Source organism: Sphingomonas sp. CBMAI 2297, from assembly GCF_029870595.1.
In the GTDB taxonomy this organism is placed as follows: domain Bacteria; phylum Pseudomonadota; class Alphaproteobacteria; order Sphingomonadales; family Sphingomonadaceae; genus Sphingomonas.
Genome location: NZ_JAPDIR010000011.1, coordinates 15,218 through 32,546, shown reverse-complemented (window position 1 = coordinate 32,546; position 17,329 = coordinate 15,218). Strand labels below are relative to the sequence as shown.

The following is a 17,329-nucleotide window of genomic DNA, read 5'->3' as shown; positions in this document are numbered from 1 at the left end:
ACTCAGCGCAGCTTCAGCCGCAGGCCCAGCCACAGGGTACGCGGCAGCGCCCGCTCGATCACGCCCGGACCGCTGATCCCGGCCTGCACCTCGGCATCGAGGAGATTCTCTGCGCGCGCCTGGAGGGCGAAGCCATGCGCGAGCGGCAGCGCCGCGGCGGCGTCGAGCGTGAAGGCGCCCTTCAGCGTGCGGCTGTTCTGGTCGTCCTCGAACTGCGGCCCGGCATAGCGGGCGGTGAGCGACGCCCCGGCATCGCCCCGCGCCCAGCCAAGCGTCGCGCTCGCCTGGTGCCGCGCGGTCTGGGCCGGGCGCAGGCCGTCGAGCGACGCCGCCACGCCCGAGGCCGACACCCGCGAATCGGTGAAGGCATAGGACGCGGCCAGGCTGAGCGGCCCCGCCGCCCAGCGCCCGTCGAGCTCGACGCCGCGGGCCGTTACCGCGTCGACGTTCCGCCGCTGGCGATAGAAGCCCGCCGCCGAGACGAAGCCGACCCCGGGGAAGCTGCCCGGCCCCTGCGCCAGCGTGACATTCGCGATCGCGCCGTCGAGGCGGTTCCAATAGCCGGTGGCGCGGAGAGCCAGCGCGGCGGCGGGGCGCCAGTCCATCCCGATCTCCGCCCCGACCAGCCGCTCCGGATCGAGCGCGGCATTAGCGGCGGTGGCGTCGGCCCCGGCCCGGAAGGGGCGGTAGAGCTCGTTGAGCGTCGGCAGGCGCCAGCCCCGATAGGCGGCCGCGCGCAGCGTCACGCCGCCCAGCCGATAGGCGGCGCCCGCGCGGCCGGTGGCTTCCCAGCCCCGGCGATCGGGGAAGCGGCCGTCCGTGATCACCGGACCGGGCGCGAGCGAAGTCTCCAGCAGCGAACCGTCCGCAATGTCCCAGTGATCGAGCCGCCCGCCCAGGCTGAGCGTGAGCGGCCCGCGCTCGTAGCTGGCATCGGCGAAGCCGCCGACGGTCAGGCTCTCGCCCCCCGCGACGCGGCGCCGGGTCGGGCTCCCGGCGACATAGGTGAACAGCTCCTCGGTCCGGCCGGAGACCCGGCGCAGGTCGCCGCCCAGGCGCAGCGTCACGCCGCCGCCGACGGGCGGGGCGACCTCCAGGCGCGCGCCCAGACCGGTGGCAGGCACGGCATATTGGTCGAGCGTCGGCGCGGCGACGGTGCGCGCATCGTTGACGCTGGCGAAGCCCGAGGCGAAGCCGCGCGTCTGGAGCCAGGCGAGCGCCGACCAGCCCCAGGCTCCGCGGCCGACCAGGCGCAGGCTGGCATCGGCGCCTTCGCTCTTCACTCGCGTGAAATCGACGCCGCGATCGCGATGGTCGGTGAAGGCGGAGAGATTGGCCTGGAGCTCGGTATCGGCGCCAAGGGCAGTGACGGCGCGCAGGGCGATGGCGGCCTGTTCATAGGGGGCCGGCCGGTCGGCGGGTCCACGATCCGCCGCGACGATCGGAGTGAAGCCATCGCCGCGCGCATATTGGCCGGCGAGGGTGGCGAAGCCGCGCCCGAGCTCGACGGCGCCCACCCCCGCGAGATCGAGGCTGTCGCGACTGCCGCCGAGCGCGTCGAGCGACAGGCGGCCAAGCTGCGCGGGGCTGCCGCTCTCCAGCTCGATCGTGCCCGCCAGCGCGCCCGGCCCGGCATAGCCGCTGCCCCCGCCGCGCACGATCCGCGCGCCGGCGAGCCTTATCGGGAGATAGGCGGGAAAGGCGACCCAGCCGCCGAACGGATCGGCCTGGGGCACGCCGTCGAGCAGCAGCAGCGCGCGGCTGGAGGCATTGCCGCCCAGGCCGCGCAGCGTGATCCCCTGCGAAGTCGGGTGGGCCGAGCGCGAATCGGAGCGGCGGAACTGGGCGAGCCCGGCGGCATCGCGCAGCGCATCCTCCAGCCGGCCGCTGGCGGTGCCGGCGATGCGATCGCGCGCGATCGTCACCACGTCATAGGCGGCGTCGCCCGGCGGCGCGGCGAGCCCGCGGCCGGTGACGATAATCGCGTCGGGCTCCTGTTCCCGTTCCTGCTCCTGCGCCAGGGCGGGGACGGCGAGCAGCAGGCCCGCCGCCAGCCCGGCGATCCTCACTTGGGCGCCACCGCGTCGGGATGAGCGGCGGCGAAGGCGGGCAATGCGGTGGCGGCGGCGTCGATCGCCACCAGCCGGGGGAAGGCGTCCAGCGGCGTCTCGAAGCGCCGGGCATTGTACATCTGGGGCACCAGGCAGAGATCGGCGATTCCCGGCGCGTCGCCGCCGAGAAAGGGCCCGTCCCCCGCCATCGCCTCCAGCGCGGCGAAGCCCTCGGCGATCCAGTGGCGCGTCCAGGCGTTCCGCCCCTCCTCGTCCACGCCCATTTCCTTCAGACGCCGCATCACGCGCAAATTGTTGAGCGGATGCGTGTCCGCCGCGACGACGAGCGCGCGGGCCATCGCCGCGGCGCGGGCATCGGGATCGGCGGGGATCAGCCGCGGCTCGGGATGGCGCGCGTCGAGCCACTCGATGATCGCCAGGCTCTGGGTGATCACCTTGCCCCCGGCCTCCAGCGCGGGAACGAAGCCCTGGGGGTTGCGGGCGAGATGCTCCGGCGAACGCTGCTGGTTCTCGAGCAGCATGATGTCGCGCCGGGCATAGGCCACGCCCTTCAGGTTCAGCGCGATGCGGACGCGATAGGCCGCCGAGGAGCGGAAATAGTCGTAGAGGATCATGCCGCACCCGCCGGCGGCTCGAGCGGCGTCGGCGCCCCTTCCTCATAGCCCCGTCGCAGCCGGACCCGCCATTTGAGCCGGGGGCTCTCCTCGTCGGCGGCGCGGGCGGCGCGCTCCGCCTCGCTCTCCAGCGCGACCTTGATCATCGCCACGATCGGATCGGCCAGCGCCAGGCCGAGCACGCCGAACAGCGTGCTGGCGAGGATCTGCGACGAGAGGGTGAGCGCCGGCGGCATGTCCACGGTGCGCCGGGCGACCATCGGAATCACGACATAGCCGTCGAAATTCTGCACGCCGAAATAGATGATGATCGCCCAGATGCCGGTCTCGGTGCCGGCGCTGAACCCCACCGAGATCATCATCACGCCGGAGATGAAGGCGCCGATATTGGGAATGAAGGCGAGCACGCCGGTGATGATGCCGAGCAGCAGCGCCATCGGCACGCCGGCCAGCCACAGGAAGAAGGCAGTGACCACGCCTTCGAAGAGCATGCCGAACAGGCGCCCGGCGAGCAGCCGCCGCATCGTCGTCGCCATGCGGCTGAGCGTGAGCGCGAACGAATCGCGCGCGTCCCTGGGCACCATCCATTGCAGGCCGCGCTCGTAGATGCGCGGCTCCAGCGCCACGAACAGGCCGATGATCACGATCATCAGCAGCGACGAGACGGCGCCGAACACCGAGCCCACCGCCGAGGTGAGCCGCCCGACGCTGCCCAGCGCCTGCTGGACGAGGCCGGTGAGATCGGAGCGGCCGGGCATCAGGCCCAGATCGGCCACCCATTGGGCGACCTTGTTCGCCTGCACTTCCAGCGTGGTGCGCAGCTGCTCGGCCTGGGCGGCGATCTGCACCCCGGTCAGGTAGAAGATGCCGGCGAAGAAGGCGATCACCAGCAGGACGACGATCACGATCCGCAGCGCGCGCGGGATCGGCAGGATGCGGCCGAGCAGCCGCGCGCCGCCATCCAGCATCGATGCGAAGACCAGCCCGCCGAAGATGATCAGGATCGGCTGGATCAGCAGCACGAACAGGGCGACCGCGATACCCAGGCCGAACCAGACGCTCGCCCTTTTCAGTTCGGCGCGGACCACCGGGTCGCGCAGCTCGTTGGGTCCCGGTTCCTGGACGACATGGACGTGATCGGAGGCAAGCGGATCGCTCATCATTGACTGTCCCGTTGCGGGTGAAGCGAGGTGCCGGCGCGGCCGGGGCGGAAGGATCGCGGCCAGGTCAGCGGATTCCAGCTGGCGCTGCCGTCGAGGCTGAAGGTGATGAACTCGGCGCGACCGCCGATATTCTCCCAGGGCACCGGGCCGCCCAGCCCGCCCTGCGCGAGCGGGAAGCGGCTGTCGGCCGAATTGTCGCGATTGTCGCCCATCAGGAACACCTTGTCCCGGGGCACGTGGATCTCGGGATAATTGTCCGCGCGGCCGGGGCGGAAGCCAAGGTCGATCGTGTCGTAGGAGCGGCCGCCCGGCAACGTCTCGCGGAAGATCGGCAGGCGGCAATATTGCCGGCCGGCTCGGGTGACGAGAAAGCCGGGATACTGGTCCTCGCTGCAGCGCGTGTTGGGATCGACGGGGATGTCGCGAGCGCCCATCGCCCGGCGCGGGATGGCCTTGCCGTTCAGATAGACGATGCCGCCCCTGACCGCGATCGTGTCGCCGGGCAGACCGATCACGCGCTTGATATAGTCGGTGTTGGTGCCGGGCGGCGTGACGATCACCACGTCGCCGCGCTCGGGCAGCCTGCCCAGGATGCGGCCGTGCATGAAGGGCAGCACATGGAAGGTCGGCGTGACCCAGCTATAGCCATAGGGATATTTGGTCACCACCAGCCGGTCGCCGACCAGCAGCCCGGGCAGCATCGATTCGCTGGGGATGAAGAAGGGCTTGGCGATCAGGCTGTGGAAGCCGAGCACCGCGAGCACGAGCCAGAGGATGCCGCGCGCCTCCGCCCACCAGTCGGTGCGCGGCCGGGCTTCGACCTCTTCCTCGAACGCTTCGTGACTCAACGCGAGCTCGTCCGCCCCCATCAACCTTCCTTCACCGCCTCGATCATCACCATGGCGAACGCCCAGGGATGATCGTCCGTCAGCGTCAGATGCACCATGGCGACGTGACCCGCGGGGGTGATGGCGTCAAGCCTCGCCTTCGCGCCTCCGGTCAATGCCAGCGTAGGGGCGCCGGAGGGCGCGTTGACGACACCGATGTCCTTCATGAACACACCCGCCTTGAACCCGGTTCCCACCGCCTTGGAGAAAGCCTCCTTGGCGGCGAAGCGCTTGGCGAGGGTGGCGGCATAGTTGTGCGGGCGGGTCCTGGCCTTGGCGATCTCCAGGTCGGTGAAGCTGCGCTGCTCGAAACGTGTGCCGAAACGGTCCAGCGACTTCTGGATCCGCTCGATATTGCAGAGGTCCGAGCCCAGGCCGAGGATCATAGGGTCAGCGCCAGAATGACGTTGCCGGCGGCAAAGGCGGCAACCGGCGAGATCACGAGAAGCGCCAGGGCCGTGCGCGGCCGACGATCCGCGATCGCAAGGGCTCCCGCGCCGACCGCAAGCCCAACCGCTACCGCCGGCATCGACTGCTGCCAGAAAGCCCAGTCGATGATCTCGCTGTCCGTCCCCAGCTTCGCCAGCGCGAACCAGACCGGGTGCAGCCCGGCAACCACCGCCGCGCCCATCGCACCGGCGGCGACCACTGCGAAGAGAATGCGCCTCACCGCGCCGCGTCCATCAGCGCGCGCATGTGGCGAATCACCGGGGCGAGGCCGTCGAAGATCGCCTCGCCGATCAGGAAATGGCCGATGTTGAGCTCCATGACCTGCGGGATCGCCGCGATCGGGATCACATTGTCGAAGGTGAGGCCATGGCCGGCATGCGGCTCGATCCCCGCCTTGGCCGCGAGCGCGGCGGCATCGGCGATCCGGCGCAGCTCGGCGGCGCGGTCCGCCTCGGCCAGCTCGCAATAGCGGCCGGTGTGGAACTCGACGACCGGGGCGCCCAGGCGCAGCGCCGCGTCGATCTGGCGCTCGTCCGGCTCGATGAACAGCGAGACGCGGCTGCCATTCTCGCGCAGCTTCGCCACCATCGGGGCGAGGTGATCGAAATGCCCGGCGACGTCGAGCCCGCCCTCGGTGGTGCGCTCCTCGCGCTTCTCGGGCACGATGCACACGGCATGCGGGCGGTGGCGGAGCGCGATCGCCAGCATCTCCCCGGTCGCCGCCATCTCCAGGTTGAGCGGCACCGTCAGCTCGGCGGAGAGCCGGGCGATGTCGTCGTCGGTGATGTGCCGGCGATCCTCGCGCAGATGCGCGGTGATGCCGTCGGCGCCGGCCTCGGCCGCGAGCAGGGCCGCGCGCACCGGATCGGGATAGCCCGAGCCGCGCGCGTTCCGCACGGTGGCGACATGATCGATGTTGACGCCCAGGCGAAGGCGGTCCCTCGCAGACTCTTGGAGCTTGGCGGTCACCCTTCGCGCCTCCCTATGCCGTGATCGCCCGGCTGCCCGGCTTGACCGCGGGGATCGCCGCCAGCTCGGGCGGGAGCTGGTCGGCCGGATAGGCGGGCACGTCCATCTTCAGCAGCGAGACCAGGGGCACGCCGATATCCGCCGTGCCGTTCGAGCGATCGACGATGCAGGCGGCGCCGAGCAATTCGCCCGGATGCCGGCGGATCGCGGCGATGCACTCGCGCGACGACAGGCCGGTGGTGACGATATCCTCGACCATCACGATCCGAGCGCCTTCGGGAATCTCGAAGCCGCGGCGCAGCTGGAACTCGCCGTCCTCGCGCTCGACGAACACCGCCTTGCAGCCCAGCGCGCGGGCCGTCTCATAGCCTGGGATGATTCCGCCGATCGCGGGGGAGACGACCATGTCGACCCGCCCGAACGATTCGCGGATCAGCGCTCCTAGTGCACTGCACACACGCTCGGTGCGTGCGGGGTCCTCGAAAATACGCATCTTTTGCAAGAAGATGGGAGAACGAAGGCCGGAAGACAGGATGAAATGGCCTTCGAGCAACGCACCTGCAGCACGAAACTCGTCCAGAATTGCGTTGCCTTCCAATGCTCGCTCCATCGTCGCCGGGATTGTCGATTTCCCTTAGGACCACCCTCCAACGACCGCAACGGGCGATCAAAAAGGGTTGAGAATGGATGCGTGGCTCGTATACGCCAGTTGCACTGGGGGTAATCCTTTCCCAGCCCGGGGCTCTTGCGGAACAGGGTGAAGATAGACGATGCGCATGCTTGGGTTGACTTCGATCCTCCTGGCGGCGGGGATGGCGTTCGCCACGCCCGCTTCGGCCCAGGAGCCTGTCGCGAACAGCGCGACTCCGGTCGCGAACAGCGCCGCGCCGGCCGCGACCGCCACGCCGGCGGTTGCCGATCCCACGCTCGACGCTTCGGGCCAGCCGCGGACCAAGGCGGCACCGGGCATCGGCCAGCCGACCGCCGACGCGATCACGCTGCAGGAGCAGGTGACGCCGAACGGCCGCGAGGCGCACAGATTCCACAACTATATCCTGCTGCCGCTGATCACCGCGATCTCGATCTTCGTGCTGCTCCTGCTGGTGTGGGTGATCTTCCGCTATCGCCGCGCCGCCAACCCGACGCCGTCGCGGACCGCGCACAACACCACGATCGAGATCATCTGGACGCTGGTGCCGGTGCTGATCCTGGTCGCGATCGCCGTGCCGTCGATCAGCCTGCTCGCCGCGCAGTTCAAGCCGGCGCCCAAGGATGCGATCACGCTGAAGGCGATCGGCAACCAGTGGTTCTGGAGCTATGAATATCCGGACAATGGCGGCATCCAGCTGACCGCCAACATGCTCAAGGAGCAGAGCCAGGTTCCGGCCGGCACGCGCTACCGCACCGATGCCGACGGCCCGCGCCTGCTCGCGACCGACCAGCGCGTGGTGCTGCCGGTCGGCGTGCCGATCCGGCTGATCACCACCGCACAGGACGTGATCCACAGCTGGGCGGTGCCCGCCTTCTGGATCAAGCTCGACGCGGTGCCGGGCAAGCTCAACGAGACGAGCTTCACCATCGACAAGCCGGGCCTGTATTTCGGCCAGTGCTCCGAGCTGTGCGGCGCGCGCCATGCCTATATGCCGATCGCGGTCGAGGCCGTGTCGCCGGCCGAGTTCGCGCAGTGGGTGAAGTCGAAGGGCGGCACCATGCCGGCCGAGGTCGCCGCCGCCGCGGCAGCCACGGCCACGGCCACGCAGAACGCCGCCGCGCCGGCCGCCGAGACCAATGCCGCCGCCGAACCGGCCGCCACCAACGAGACCGCGCCGGCCGCCAACGCCGCCGCCGGCAACATGACGGGCAAGTGAGACCATGACCGATATCGCCCTCCACGCGCATGATCATGCGCATGACCACCATGATGCCGATCACAAGCCGGGCTTCTTCGCCCGCTGGTTCATGTCGACGAACCACAAGGACATCGGCACGCTCTACCTGATCTTCGCGATCGTCGCCGGCATCATCGGCGGCGGCATCTCGGGCCTGATGCGCGTCGAGCTGGCCGAGCCGGGCATCCAGTGGCTGCCCTATTGGCTGAGCTTCCTGCACGGCAACGAGACCAAGTTCGACGACGCCATGCACTTCTGGAACGTGCTGATCACTGCGCACGGCCTGATCATGGTGTTCTTCATGGTCATGCCCGCGATGATCGGCGGCTTCGGCAACTGGTTCGTGCCGATCATGATCGGCGCGCCGGACATGGCGTTCCCGCGCATGAACAACATCTCGTTCTGGCTGCTGATCCCGGCGTTCCTGCTGCTGCTCGCCTCGCCCTTCGCGGGCGTCGGCGCGGGCACGGGCTGGACGGTCTACGCCCCGCTCTCCACCTATGGCGAGCCGGGGCCGTCGGTCGACATGGCGATCCTGTCGCTCCACCTGGCGGGCGCCAGCTCGATCCTGGGCGCGATCAACTTCATCACCACCATCTTCAACATGCGCGCGCCGGGCATGACCCTGCACAAGATGCCGCTGTTCGTCTGGTCGGTGCTGATCACTGCCTTCCTGCTGCTGCTGGCGCTGCCGGTGCTCGCCGCCGCGATCACCATGCTGCTGACCGACCGCAATTTCGGCACCGCCTTCTACGACCCGCAATATGGCGGCGACCCGATCCTCTACCAGCACCTGTTCTGGTTCTTCGGCCATCCCGAAGTGTACATCATGATCCTGCCGGGCTTCGGCATCGTCAGCCAGATCATCGCGACGTTCAGCCGCAAGCCGGTGTTCGGCTATCTCGGCATGGCCTATGCCATGGTCGCGATCGGCCTGGTCGGCTTCGTCGTGTGGGCGCACCACATGTTCACCACCGGCATGTCGGTCACCGTGAAGATGTATTTCACCGCCGCCACCATGGTGATCGCGGTGCCGACCGGGGTGAAGATCTTCTCGTGGATCGCCACCATGTGGGGCGGCTCGATCAGCTTCAGGACCCCGATGGTCTGGGCGATCGGCTTCATCTTCATGTTCACCGTGGGCGGCGTGACCGGCGTCGTGCTCGCGAACGGCGGCGTCGACGACTATATGCAGGACACCTATTACGTCGTCGCGCACTTCCACTATGTGCTGTCGCTCGGCGCGGTGTTCTCGCTGTTCGCCGGCTTCTACTATTGGTTCCCGAAGATGAGCGGCCGGATGTACAGCGAGCTGCTCGGCCAACTGCACTTCTGGATCTTCTTCGTCGGCGTGAACATCCTGTTCTTCCCGATGCACTTCCTGGGCCTGCAGGGCATGCCGCGCCGCTATCCGGACTATCCGGACGCCTATGCGCTGTGGAACCATGTCGCCACGATCGGCTATTTCATCATGTTCGCCTCGATGGTGATCTTCTTCGTGAACGTGATCTGGGCGCTGGTCGCGGGCAGGAAGGCCGAGGGCAATCCCTGGGGCGAAGGCGCGACGACGCTCGAATGGACGCTGTCGAGCCCGCCGCCGTTCCACCAGTTCGAGACGCTGCCGGTCATCGAGGACGGGCATCACCACTGAGCCCGGCCGCAAGGCTGACGCATGAAGCGCCCCGGAAGGAAACTTCCGGGGCGTTCTCATGTCCGGCGCCGCGCGATTTGGTCGCGCCAGGCATGGCATTGACCGCATGAATCGCGCCGTTCATCCTGGAGAAAGATGCGCAGGCGGAACGATGCCGGGAAATCCAGGGAGAAGCGAGATGAAGTTCCTGCCCGGCGCGCTCGCGCTGCTGTTCGCCGCCATGCCCGCCGCCGAGGCGCAGACGGCACCGCCGGCCAAGCCCGAAGCGGTGATCCAGCTGACGCCGTGGCGCACCCGCTGGGCGATCGAAGCCGAGATCGCCGGCAAGAAGGGGCTGTACCTGCTCGATACCGGCGCCGGCATCACCCTCGTCTCGCGCGAGACCGCGACGCGGGCCGGCTGCACGCCCTGGGGGCGCCTCACCGGCTACAACATGATGGGCAAGCGCTTCGACGGCCCCCATTGCGGCGAGAATATCGCGATCACGCTAGGCGGGATCGCCGCCAGGCCACCGATCACCGGGCTGGTCAACATGGCGGCGGACAATCCGAAGAACGCCGCCCTGGACGGGATCATCGGGCTCAACCTGTTCGAGGGCCGCACCGTGACCCTCGACTTCGCGGCCGGCACGATGACGCTCGAATCGGAAGCGAGCCGGGCGGCGCGCATCGCCGGCATGCGGCCGCTGCGCATCCGGCTGAAGCGCGAGATCGACGGCGGCGCGCTGGCGGTGATGGCCGCGGTACCGAGCAGGCTGGGCACTTTGTGGTTCGAGCTCGATTCGGGCAATGGCGGCACCGTGCTCGTCTCCAAGCCCATCGCCGAGCTGGTGGGGATGGACCCGAAGCTGGAAGACAAGCAGCCGGCCGATTTCGAAGTGCTGGGCGACATTCGCGCGACCACGCCCGATGCCTTCACGCCGGACATGATCATGGACGGCAATCTCGGCATGCCGTTCCTGCGCAACTGGGTGGTGACGCTCGACCTCGCCCGCGGCCTCGCCTGGATCGGCAAGCCGCCCGTGCCGCCCAAGCCGGCGATCCCGCTCGACCGCGCGGTGAAGCAATAGGGTCATCCGTCGTCGCCCCGCCCCATATGGCGGCCCGCAACGGAGGTGTTCCGAACGGAGCTGGAGCCCGGGAACTCGCTGCCTTGGGACCGAAGGGGGCCGGAGAGAAGCAGGGACGACGACACGCCAGCTTGGGCTTGCCGCCCTGGAATGAATCGACATTTGTGGCGCCCCGCCCGCTATCGTCACCCCGGCCTTGTGCCGGGGTCCACGGCGCCTCAAATCCAGCGCCAGGAGCTTCTTGCTTTCCGACAGCCTCCCGGTGGCCCCCGGCACAGGGCCGGGCTGACAGGATAGAGGGGGCCATAGCGGCTCCTCCACGCCGAATGTCGATCCGCCCCAGCCCTTGCAGGCGCGGTACCGCTTGGTATTCACCTGCATGCGCTATGTAGTTCTTTTCGCGCCCCAGCCGCTTCAGCTTGACCAGCTGGTATCGCGTGCGCCTGAAATGCAGTGGACCGCGCACCCGAGGCATGACGACCCCGCCAAATTCGAGTTTCACGGCATTTTAGGGGGCGAACACGTCCGGCTCTGGCCCTTTGGGCGGGACGACAGCTCCTGGGCCGAGGAACCGGAACGGTTGGCACGCATCCGGTCGATGGGCCCGAGCCGCGAGAATTATTTCGTGCATTTCCATGATGCAGCACAATTGAAGGCAGTTCTGACCGCGATCGCAGATGATCCGAATTTCCTGATCGACGACGACTATGATCTCTTCGTCCGCGGCGACGAATTCGCGGAATATTGCCGAACGGCCTCGGATACCAAATGGCTGATGAATGGGGACTTTGGTTGAATGGCCGGGGCAAACCGCCCCTTCCCCCTCGGTCAACCCGGCCCTATAGCCGGCGCACGACCATGAGCACCGCTTCCGCCACCGTCACCCTGCCCGCCGACTGGCGCGACTTCCTCGCGCTCACCAAGCCGCGGGTGATGACCCTCGTCGTCTTCACCGGGCTGTGCGGCATGCTGGCCGCGCCGGTGCCGATCCATCCCGTGCTGGGCTTCACCGCCATCCTGTGCATCGCGCTGGGCGCGGGCGCAGCGGGGGCGCTCAACCAATGGTATGAGGCCGATCTCGACGCCAAGATGAAGCGAACGCAGCAGCGCCCGCTGCCGGCCGGCCGGATGGAGCGCCAGTCGGCGCTGCATTTCGGCGTCGGCCTGGCGGGCTTCAGCCTCGCGCTGATGTATTTCGCGATCAACCTGGTGGCGACGCTCATCCTCGCCGCGTCGATCCTGTTCTATGTGTTCGTCTACACGATCTGGCTCAAGCGCCGCACGCCGCAGAACATCGTGATCGGCGGCGCGGCCGGGGCCTTTCCGCCGATGATCGGCTGGGCGGCGGCGACGGGCGACGTCACGCTGATGCCGGTGCTGCTGTTCGCGCTGATCTTCCTGTGGACGCCGCCGCATTTCTGGGCGCTCGCGCTGTTCGTGAAGACCGACTATGCCAATGCCGGGGTGCCGATGCTGCCGGTGGTGGCCGGCGAGAAATCGACGCGGATCCAGATCGGGCTCTACACGATCCCGATGATCCTATGCGCGGCCGCGCCCTGGCCGCTGGGGCTCGCCGGGCCGATCTACGGGATCGTCGCGGCGGCGATGTCCGGCCTGTTCCTCGCCATGGCGGTGCAGGTGGCGGCCCGCCGCGCCGAGCCCGGGGACGGCATGGCGCCCGAGAAGCGGCTGTTCAAATTCTCGATCCTCTATCTCTTCGTCATTTTCGGCGCGCTCGTCGTCGACAGGTGGTTCGCATGACCGATGATCTGATCCCGACTCCGTCCAAGGCCCCGGCGACGCCGGTCGAGGAGGCCGAGCTGATCCGCGCCCGCCAGCGCGGCCGGGCCCGGGTGATGGCGGTGCTGCTGGGCCTGTTCGTGGTGCTCGTCTTCGCGATCTCGATCGTGAAGATCCAGCTGGGCCATGCCGGATGATCCGCATCAGCCGGAACCTGCGCGTCGCGATCCTCGCCGGGATCGGCGTGTGCTCGATGACCGGCCTGGGCTTCGCGGCGGTGCCGCTCTACCGCATGTTCTGCGAGGCGACCGGGCTGAACGGCACCACCCAGCGCGGGGCCCGCGCCCCGGGCAGCGTCGGCCAGAAGATCACCATCGCCTTCGACAGCAACGTCGCCAAGGGCATTCCCTGGAAGTTCCAGCCCGAGCGGCGATCGGACACGATCGACATCGGCGGGCGCGACATGGCGTTCTTCACCGCCACCAACACCTCCGACCATGAAGTGACGGGCACGGCGACGTTCAACGTCACGCCGGTCTTCGTCGGCAAATACTTCACCAAGATCCAGTGCTTCTGCTTCACCCAGCAGACGCTGAAGCCGGGCGAGACGGTGCGGATGCCGGTGATCTTCTACGTGGATCCCAAGATCCTCGACGATCCCGACACGCGCGACGTGCAGGAGATCACGCTCTCCTACACCTTCTATCCGGCCGAATCGCCGGCAGTGAAGGAAGCCGCCGCCAAGGCCCATTGACGCCGGCGCCGGACGCGCGCGACTATTGTTGCGGGAAGCGATTTCGCACCGTAAAGCTTGCTGCAAAATAGGAGCAGGGAAGTTCGATGGCCGGGGCAAAGAATCACCAGTACCATATCCTTCCGCCTAGCGTTTGGCCGCTGTTCGGCTCGTTCTCGGCGCTCGTGCTCGCGTCGGGCGCGATCATGTGGATGCACGGCGCGCATATCTCCCCGGAGAAGGACAATGGCGGCGGCTGGGTGTTCCTGGCCGGCCTGGTCGGCGTGGCGTTCACCATGTTCGGCTGGTGGGGCAAGGTGATCGAGGAGGCGCATGCCGGCGATCACACGCCGATCGTGCAGCTCCACCTGCGCTACGGCATGATCCTGTTCATCGCTTCCGAAGTGATGTTCTTCGTCGGCTGGTTCTGGGCCTGGTTCGACTTCGCGCTCTTCCCTTCGCACGTCGAAGCGGTGGGCGGGCAATGGCCGCCCAAGGGCATGGAAGTGCTCGATGCCTGGAAGTTCCCGCTGCTCAATACGCTGATCCTGCTGCTCTCGGGCTGCACCGTCACCTGGGCGCATCACGGGCTGATCCACAATGAGCGCGGCGGCGAGAAGAAGGGCCTGTGGGGCCTGATCGGCGTGGGCGAGAACGACACGGTCAAGAAGGGCCTGTGGCTCACCGTGATCCTGGGCATCACCTTCAGCTGCCTGCAGGCCTATGAATATAGCGAGGCGCCCTTCCCCTTCCATGCCGGGTCCGAAGGCGGCTCGAGCTATGGCGGCGCCTTCTTCATGGCGACCGGCTTCCACGGCTTCCACGTGATCGTGGGCACGATCTTCCTGATCGTGAACCTGGTCCGTGCCTATCGGGGCGACTTCACGCCGAAGCAGCATTTCGGCTTCGAGGCGGCGGCCTGGTACTGGCACTTCGTCGACGTGGTGTGGCTGTTCCTGTTCGCCTCCATCTATGTCTGGGGCGGCTGGGGTGCGCCGGTCCACGGCTGACGTGACCGACGGCACGCACGGCATTTCCGGGGGAGGCGGTCCAGCATCGCCTCCCCCGATCCTTTCGGGGGCCCGGGGAGCCTGCCCGCGCTGCGGCGCGCCCACGCTGTTCCGCAGCTTTACGGGCTTTGCCGACCGGTGCACCGCCTGCGAGCTCGACTTCACCCGGTTCAACGTCGGCGACGGGCCCGTCGTGTTCCTTACCCTGGGCATCGGCGCGCTCGTCACGGCGCTGGCGCTATGGGTGGAGTTCGGCTTCCGGCCGGGCGTGCTGATCCATGCGCTGCTCTGGATCCCGATCACCACGGCGCTGGTGATCCTGGCGCTGCGCTTCTCCAAGGGCCTGCTGCTCGCGCTCGAATATCGCAACCGTGCGGGCGAAGGGCGCGTGCGGGGCGAATGATGCCGCGCCTGCCACTGATCCCGACGATCATCGTCACCCTTGCCGTCGCCGCGATGATCGGGCTCGGCATCTGGCAGCTCCAGCGCCGCGCGGAGAAGCACGACGCGCTGACGCTCTACGCCGCCAATTTCGACAAGCCCGAAATGGCCTTTCCCCGCCTGCCGGTGGGCGACCAGTATCTGTTCCGCCGGGCCAGCGCCTTCTGCCTCCAGGTGGTCGGCTGGCAGAGCCAGGGCGGGCGGGCCGCCGACGGCACCAATGGCTATCGCCATGTCGCGCAGTGCCGCACCGGCGCCGAGGGGCCGGTGCTGCTGGTCGACATGGGCGTGGCGCCCGATCCCAAGTTCCAGCCGGTGTGGCAGGGCGGGCAGGTGGCCGGCACGATCACCCATGCCCCCGATCACCGCCCGCTCCTCGCCGGGCTGTTCGACAGCGAGCCCAAGCATCTGATGCTGATCTCGGCCACCGCCGCGCCGGGCCTGGCGCCGACGGCGAAGCCCGACCTGTCGAGCGTGCCGAACAACCATCTCTCTTATGCGGTGCAATGGTTCCTGTTCGCGCTGGTCGCCTCGGTGATCTACCTGCTCGCGCTCAGATGGCGGCAGCAGCCCAAGGCGTGACGGGCATGGCGGGCGGCACGCCGCCAGGCCGGAAGGGCCTGCTCATCCTCGACCTCGACGAAACGCTGATCCATGCCCGCGAAACGCCGCTGGATCGTCCCGCCGATTTCGAGATATTCGGCTATCATGTGTACCGGCGCCCGCATCTGGATGCCTTCCTTGCCGCGTGCGCGGACTGGTACGACCTGGCGATCTGGTCATCGGCATCGGATCGCTATGTCGTCGAAATGGTGCGGCACATCTTTCCCGATCCATCCCACCTCCATTTCATCTGGGGCCGGAGCCGCGCCACGCTGGGCCGCCTGCCCATGGCCGACGACCGCCATTTCCATTACCCCGACGATCACCGGCATTATCTGAAGCCGCTGACCAAGGTCCGGAAGCGCGGCTGGCCGTTGGAGCGCATCCTGATCGTCGACGACACGCCGGAGAAGTGCGCCCGCAACTATGGCAATGCCATTTACCCGCGTCCGTTCGAAGGCGATCCGGAAGATGGCGGTTGCTGCTGCTCCAGGCCTATCTGCATGCGATGAAGGATTGCGCGAACGTGCGCCGCGTCGAGAAGCGGCGCTGGCGGGATGCCGCCCGGGGCATGATCGAAGGACGGGCCGGCTAAAGCTAGTCTTGCTTGCTGGCGCCCTCCACGCCCGCTAGGCCCCGCCCTCATGCAATATCAGAGCACCCGAGGCAGTGCGCCGCTGCTTGGCTTCCGTGACGTGACCCTTGCCGGCCTGGCGAGCGACGGCGGTCTATATGTCCCCACGCGCTGGCCCAGCTTCAGTCGCGAGGACATCGAGGGGCTGCAGGGCCTTTCCTATGTCGAGACCGCCGTCCGGGTGATGGCGCCGTTCACCGGCGACGATCTGAGCGAACAGGAGCTGCGCACGCTGTGCGAGCAGGCCTATGGCCGCTTCGCCCAGGCCGCGGTGACGCCGCTGGTCCAGCTCGACCATCGCCATTTCCTGCTCGAGCTGTTCCACGGGCCCACGCTCGCCTTCAAGGACGTGGCGCTCCAGCTGCTCGGCCTGCTCTTCGAGAAGTTCCTGACCGGCAGCAGCGAGCCGCTGACCATCGTCGGCGCGACGTCGGGCGACACCGGCAGCGCCGCGATCGACGCGGTCGCCGGGCGGCACGGCGTCGACATCTTCATGCTGCACCCCAAGGGCCGCGTCTCCGACGTGCAGCGCCGCCAGATGACCACGGTGCTCGCGCCCAATGTCCACAACATCGCGATCGAGGGCAGCTTCGACGATGCCCAGGCGATGGTGAAGACGCTGTTCAACGACGCGGGTTTTTCCGGCCGCTTCCGCCTCAGCGCGGTCAACTCGATCAACTGGGCCCGGCTGATGGCGCAGGTGGTCTATTATTTCTACGCCGCCGTCCGCCTGGGCGCGCCGGCGCGCAAGGTCGCCTTCGCGGTGCCGACCGGCAATTTCGGCGATGTCTTTGCCGGCTATGTCGCGGCGCGCATGGGCCTGCCGATCGAGCGGCTGGTCGTCGCCACCAACGTCAATGACATCCTCCACCGCGCGCTGGCGAACGGCGACTATTCGGCGGGCACCGTCACGCCGACCGCGGCGCCGAGCATGGACATCCAGGTGAGCTCGAACTTCGAGCGGCTGCTGTTCGATCTGGCCGGCACCAGCGTCGCCGAGCAGATGCGCGGTTTCGAGAGCACGCGTGCGATGCGCCTCACCAATGCGCAGCAGCAGGGCGCCGCCGGGATCTTCGCCAGCGACCGGATCGCGCCGGACGAAATGAACGCGGCAATGCGCTGGGCCGCGGCCGAAGCCGCGCAGGTGATCGACCCGCACAGCGCCATCGGCCTGGCCGCCGCGCGCCGGGCGGACATCCCCGCCCATGTGCCGGTGGTGACGCTGGCGACGGCGCATCCGGCCAAGTTCGCCGACGCGGTGGAACGCGCGACCGGCGTGCGGCCGGGGCTGCCGGCACGGGTGGGCGACCTGTTCGACCGGCAGGAGCGCTACGACGTGCTGCCGGGCACGCTCGACGCGGTGCGCGAATACATCGCCGGCATCGCCAAGCCGCGCCCTTAGTT

General features: G+C 68.3%; 20 protein-coding genes. 12 read left to right on the top strand and 8 right to left on the bottom strand.

The features are described 5' to 3' along the window. Positions 1 to 2: 2 nt before the first annotated feature. From OMP43_RS15660 to pyrE, 8 genes are read right to left on the bottom strand one after another with little or no spacing between them, the layout of a single operon-like run. A complete protein-coding gene (locus tag OMP43_RS15660; protein ID WP_280280454.1) occupies positions 3 to 2,069 on the bottom strand; it encodes a TonB-dependent receptor in 2,067 nt (688 codons plus the stop codon). Then, positions 2,066 to 2,686, bottom strand: a complete 621-nt coding sequence (maiA, locus tag OMP43_RS15655; protein ID WP_280280453.1) for a maleylacetoacetate isomerase — start codon at positions 2,684 to 2,686, stop codon at positions 2,066 to 2,068. The genes OMP43_RS15660 and maiA overlap by 4 nt, the downstream gene beginning before the upstream one ends. Next, on the bottom strand, positions 2,683 to 3,849 hold the full coding sequence (locus tag OMP43_RS15650) for an AI-2E family transporter (protein ID WP_280280452.1): 1,167 nt from the start codon (positions 3,847 to 3,849) through the stop codon (positions 2,683 to 2,685). Before OMP43_RS15650 ends, maiA begins: the two co-directional genes overlap by 4 nt. Next, the gene (gene lepB, locus OMP43_RS15645; protein ID WP_280280451.1) at positions 3,846 to 4,718 is read right to left on the bottom strand and encodes a signal peptidase I; all 873 of its coding nucleotides are present in this window, start codon (positions 4,716 to 4,718) and stop codon (positions 3,846 to 3,848) included. Before lepB ends, OMP43_RS15650 begins: the two co-directional genes overlap by 4 nt. Beyond that, entirely contained in the window at positions 4,718 to 5,122 is a 405-nt protein-coding gene (gene acpS / locus OMP43_RS15640) for a holo-ACP synthase (protein ID WP_280280449.1), read from the bottom strand. The genes lepB and acpS overlap by 1 nt, the downstream gene beginning before the upstream one ends. Then, positions 5,119 to 5,406 carry a hypothetical protein gene (locus tag OMP43_RS15635; RefSeq protein ID WP_280280448.1) on the bottom strand — a complete coding sequence of 96 codons (288 nt, stop codon included), beginning with the start codon at positions 5,404 to 5,406 and terminating at the stop codon, positions 5,119 to 5,121. Before OMP43_RS15635 ends, acpS begins: the two co-directional genes overlap by 4 nt. Next, positions 5,403 to 6,155 (bottom strand): pyridoxine 5'-phosphate synthase, encoded by a 753-nt coding sequence (locus tag OMP43_RS15630; RefSeq protein ID WP_280280447.1) that lies wholly within the window; start codon positions 6,153 to 6,155, stop codon positions 5,403 to 5,405. The genes OMP43_RS15635 and OMP43_RS15630 overlap by 4 nt, the downstream gene beginning before the upstream one ends. A gap of 13 nt (positions 6,156 to 6,168) precedes the next feature. After that, positions 6,169 to 6,753, bottom strand: a complete 585-nt coding sequence (pyrE, locus tag OMP43_RS15625; protein ID WP_280280446.1) for an orotate phosphoribosyltransferase — start codon at positions 6,751 to 6,753, stop codon at positions 6,169 to 6,171. A 172-nt stretch (positions 6,754 to 6,925) separates the two neighbouring features. Between pyrE and coxB the strand changes: the two genes are divergently transcribed. From coxB to thrC, 12 genes are all read left to right on the top strand, one after another. Continuing rightward, positions 6,926 to 8,023: a cytochrome c oxidase subunit II gene (gene coxB, locus OMP43_RS15620; RefSeq protein WP_280280445.1), complete on the top strand. Its 1,098-nt coding sequence runs from the start codon at positions 6,926 to 6,928 to the stop codon at positions 8,021 to 8,023. A gap of 4 nt (positions 8,024 to 8,027) precedes the next feature. Next, positions 8,028 to 9,695, top strand: coding sequence for a cytochrome c oxidase subunit I (gene ctaD / locus OMP43_RS15615; protein ID WP_280280444.1), 1,668 nt, complete (start codon positions 8,028 to 8,030; stop codon positions 9,693 to 9,695). A 178-nt stretch (positions 9,696 to 9,873) separates the two neighbouring features. Further along, complete coding sequence (locus tag OMP43_RS15610) at positions 9,874 to 10,764, top strand: aspartyl protease family protein (protein ID WP_280280443.1); 891 nt, start codon at positions 9,874 to 9,876, stop codon at positions 10,762 to 10,764. A gap of 379 nt (positions 10,765 to 11,143) precedes the next feature. Then, positions 11,144 to 11,560, top strand: coding sequence for a hypothetical protein (locus OMP43_RS15605; RefSeq protein WP_280280442.1), 417 nt, complete (start codon positions 11,144 to 11,146; stop codon positions 11,558 to 11,560). 62 nt (positions 11,561 to 11,622) lie between these two features. Next, entirely contained in the window at positions 11,623 to 12,525 is a 903-nt protein-coding gene (locus OMP43_RS15600; RefSeq protein ID WP_280280441.1) for a heme o synthase, read from the top strand. Further along, positions 12,522 to 12,701, top strand: coding sequence for a hypothetical protein (locus OMP43_RS15595; protein WP_280280440.1), 180 nt, complete (start codon positions 12,522 to 12,524; stop codon positions 12,699 to 12,701). Before OMP43_RS15600 ends, OMP43_RS15595 begins: the two co-directional genes overlap by 4 nt. Further along, positions 12,698 to 13,258, top strand: coding sequence for a cytochrome c oxidase assembly protein (locus OMP43_RS15590; RefSeq protein ID WP_280280439.1), 561 nt, complete (start codon positions 12,698 to 12,700; stop codon positions 13,256 to 13,258). Before OMP43_RS15595 ends, OMP43_RS15590 begins: the two co-directional genes overlap by 4 nt. Positions 13,259 to 13,344: 86 nt before the next feature. Then, positions 13,345 to 14,247: a cytochrome c oxidase subunit 3 gene (locus OMP43_RS15585; RefSeq protein WP_280280438.1), complete on the top strand. Its 903-nt coding sequence runs from the start codon at positions 13,345 to 13,347 to the stop codon at positions 14,245 to 14,247. After that, the gene (locus tag OMP43_RS15580) at positions 14,228 to 14,650 is read left to right on the top strand and encodes a DUF983 domain-containing protein (protein WP_280280437.1); all 423 of its coding nucleotides are present in this window, start codon (positions 14,228 to 14,230) and stop codon (positions 14,648 to 14,650) included. The genes OMP43_RS15585 and OMP43_RS15580 overlap by 20 nt, the downstream gene beginning before the upstream one ends. Next, on the top strand, positions 14,647 to 15,270 hold the full coding sequence (locus OMP43_RS15575) for an SURF1 family protein (protein WP_280280436.1): 624 nt from the start codon (positions 14,647 to 14,649) through the stop codon (positions 15,268 to 15,270). The genes OMP43_RS15580 and OMP43_RS15575 overlap by 4 nt, the downstream gene beginning before the upstream one ends. A gap of 5 nt (positions 15,271 to 15,275) precedes the next feature. Beyond that, a complete protein-coding gene (locus OMP43_RS15570; protein WP_280280557.1) occupies positions 15,276 to 15,803 on the top strand; it encodes an HAD family hydrolase in 528 nt (175 codons plus the stop codon). Positions 15,804 to 15,935: 132 nt separating this feature from the next. Next, positions 15,936 to 17,327 carry a threonine synthase gene (gene thrC, locus OMP43_RS15565; protein ID WP_280280435.1) on the top strand — a complete coding sequence of 464 codons (1,392 nt, stop codon included), beginning with the start codon at positions 15,936 to 15,938 and terminating at the stop codon, positions 17,325 to 17,327. The last annotated feature ends 2 nt before the right edge of the window (positions 17,328 to 17,329 follow it).

What these genes read in the sequence shown, in the direction of transcription:
- maiA (WP_280280453.1), bottom strand. Translation starts at nt 2,686, where the DNA reads ATGATCCTCTACGACTATTTCCGCTCCTCGGCGGCCTATCGCGTCCGC.
- OMP43_RS15650 (WP_280280452.1), bottom strand. Translation starts at nt 3,849, where the DNA reads ATGATGAGCGATCCGCTTGCCTCCGATCACGTCCATGTCGTCCAGGAA.
- lepB (WP_280280451.1), bottom strand. Translation starts at nt 4,718, where the DNA reads ATGGGGGCGGACGAGCTCGCGTTGAGTCACGAAGCGTTCGAGGAAGAG.
- acpS (WP_280280449.1), bottom strand. Translation starts at nt 5,122, where the DNA reads ATGATCCTCGGCCTGGGCTCGGACCTCTGCAATATCGAGCGGATCCAG.
- coxB (WP_280280445.1), top strand. Translation starts at nt 6,926, where the DNA reads ATGCGCATGCTTGGGTTGACTTCGATCCTCCTGGCGGCGGGGATGGCG.
- ctaD (WP_280280444.1), top strand. Translation starts at nt 8,028, where the DNA reads ATGACCGATATCGCCCTCCACGCGCATGATCATGCGCATGACCACCAT.
- OMP43_RS15610 (WP_280280443.1), top strand. Translation starts at nt 9,874, where the DNA reads ATGAAGTTCCTGCCCGGCGCGCTCGCGCTGCTGTTCGCCGCCATGCCC.
- OMP43_RS15605 (WP_280280442.1), top strand. Translation starts at nt 11,144, where the DNA reads ATGCGCTATGTAGTTCTTTTCGCGCCCCAGCCGCTTCAGCTTGACCAG.
- OMP43_RS15600 (WP_280280441.1), top strand. Translation starts at nt 11,623, where the DNA reads ATGAGCACCGCTTCCGCCACCGTCACCCTGCCCGCCGACTGGCGCGAC.
- OMP43_RS15595 (WP_280280440.1), top strand. Translation starts at nt 12,522, where the DNA reads ATGACCGATGATCTGATCCCGACTCCGTCCAAGGCCCCGGCGACGCCG.
- OMP43_RS15590 (WP_280280439.1), top strand. Translation starts at nt 12,698, where the DNA reads ATGATCCGCATCAGCCGGAACCTGCGCGTCGCGATCCTCGCCGGGATC.
- OMP43_RS15585 (WP_280280438.1), top strand. Translation starts at nt 13,345, where the DNA reads ATGGCCGGGGCAAAGAATCACCAGTACCATATCCTTCCGCCTAGCGTT.
- OMP43_RS15575 (WP_280280436.1), top strand. Translation starts at nt 14,647, where the DNA reads ATGATGCCGCGCCTGCCACTGATCCCGACGATCATCGTCACCCTTGCC.
- OMP43_RS15570 (WP_280280557.1), top strand. Translation starts at nt 15,276, where the DNA reads ATGGCGGGCGGCACGCCGCCAGGCCGGAAGGGCCTGCTCATCCTCGAC.
- thrC (WP_280280435.1), top strand. Translation starts at nt 15,936, where the DNA reads ATGCAATATCAGAGCACCCGAGGCAGTGCGCCGCTGCTTGGCTTCCGT.